Origin of the sequence: Limnospira sp. PMC 1279.21, from assembly GCF_032349615.1 — a bacterium.
In the GTDB taxonomy this organism is placed as follows: domain Bacteria; phylum Cyanobacteriota; class Cyanobacteriia; order Cyanobacteriales; family Microcoleaceae; genus Limnospira; species Limnospira fusiformis.
Window position 1 is genome coordinate 1 of sequence record NZ_JARPLU010000369.1, and the last position, 1,599, is coordinate 1,599.

A 1,599-nucleotide genomic window follows, 5' to 3' on the forward strand; every position below is an offset into this window, starting at 1 on the left:
GTTTGACCACTTGGGGTGGTCAGTCCCTTCTTGTTGTCAAGAAGCCTGTTTGTGCAGCCCCGTAGCGGTGGGCGCGGCACGAAAATTCTGGTTTGGGTCTGGGAGGGGGTAGATTCTCCCCCCTTCGGTGGGTGTCAGATATAGTAATACAAATTCAGATTTTGAATGATATTTTGTTGAATTTCATCTTCTAACAAAGCAATACACATTCTGCGAGTTGGTGGTTGTTGATAATAAGAATGGACTTCTTTAATCACTTCATTGACCTTAAAATGATTCAAAAAATCACCTAAATCATCCAAATAATAATAGATTTTTCGGCCTAAGTTTGCTTTTGACAGTCCAACAGCAATTGTACTGCAACTCTCTATAGAAAATATTTTCTCAAACAGAGGTGGTGACAATACAGATTGTAATCGAGTCTGCACCTTTTTTTGTTGCCATTGATTTTGATTGATCAAGGGATAAACCTCTATATTGCTAACGCCATTCAAATTCAAGTCAAAATTGATATGTAAAGGATTACCAAATAGTAATGTTTGGGCATCTTTTGCTAAGTTTCTATCATTAAGTAACGAAATTGCAGCTTCTTGCTGTTCTGGACAAGTTGTTGTCAGAGCTAAATCAATAGAGGATTCACTGGGTTCTGGCCTCAGATCAACTCCGATCATAAAACCATCTGATTTTTCATAGTCAAAGTCTTCATTGAAAAAGCGATTACACAATGCATAATCTAATTTCAGATCTGTTCTTGCTGAGATTCGCTCAAGGAAATCATAAATCAGCTTAAGCTGAGTTGGATCTCCAAAATCACACCCCATACAAAAACGAGCTGGATATAAACGATCCTGCTGAATCTTGCAAGATATTTCGATAAGTATGCTTCTTGGATCAATTTTATTTTCTAATTCATAAATAAGCTGTTCAAATAGATTAAATCCGTATAAATTATCACAGCCAAATATATGACTTTGTTGGCGGATAAAATACAACTTTTCTGTTACACAAGATGACCTATCATCACTAACCATTCGAGTCATTGAAATCCCTCTGTTAATTCATATTTATCAACACAATGCCAAGAAAACCCAGAAATTTTCAGTCAGGATACGCTTACCATGTGACCCACAACTTTGGAGGATTGCGCTCGAAAATATCGAAGATTTTGCAACCGCTACAAACCCAAAAGTAAACCCGCGAAAAAGTGTCATTGGGGTTCAAGGCTACTGGCGGGGATGAAAGCTGAACGTCAGTCTTCTTCTCGGGGTCGGGGGAAGAGGGGCAGAGGGAGTGATGCTCCCTCCACCCCTACCGCGTGCCAGGTATCGGAAAGCCTTGAGGTATCGGCAGTTGCCCGTCAATTCATCGCGGCGAACCAAGCACCCTGGCAGTCCTCACGAGAAGTTTGAGGATTGAAAACGGTTGTGGTAAAATCAACCCCGATTACTCGTCGTCCCCCTCATAGGAACAACGACAAACGCCGCACGTCCCCGCGGAGGCCAGGGCCAGGGAGCCGATCGCCTCTTCACTCAGTTCAGCCAAAGCACTGGGCAGTTGACCCGTCGGAACGCGGTCAACGGGCTGCTGGGGGTTCGGGGG

At 42.8% G+C, this 1,599-nt stretch carries 2 protein-coding genes; both read right to left on the reverse strand.

Translation table 11 applies throughout. The features are described 5' to 3' along the window. Positions 1-134: 134 nt before the first annotated feature. Entirely contained in the window at positions 135-1,040 is a 906-nt protein-coding gene (locus P5683_RS24640; protein WP_315640669.1) for a LynF/TruF/PatF family peptide O-prenyltransferase, read from the reverse strand. A gap of 403 nt (positions 1,041-1,443) precedes the next feature. Next, on the reverse strand, positions 1,444-1,599 hold a 156-nt coding region (locus P5683_RS24645), incomplete at its 5' end, for a DUF5837 family cyanobactin class RiPP (RefSeq protein ID WP_315645087.1).

Excerpts from the sequence above, each read along its gene's own strand:
- P5683_RS24640 (WP_315640669.1), bottom strand. The coding sequence starts at position 1,040 with ATGACTCGAATGGTTAGTGATGATAGGTCATCTTGTGTAACAGAAAAG.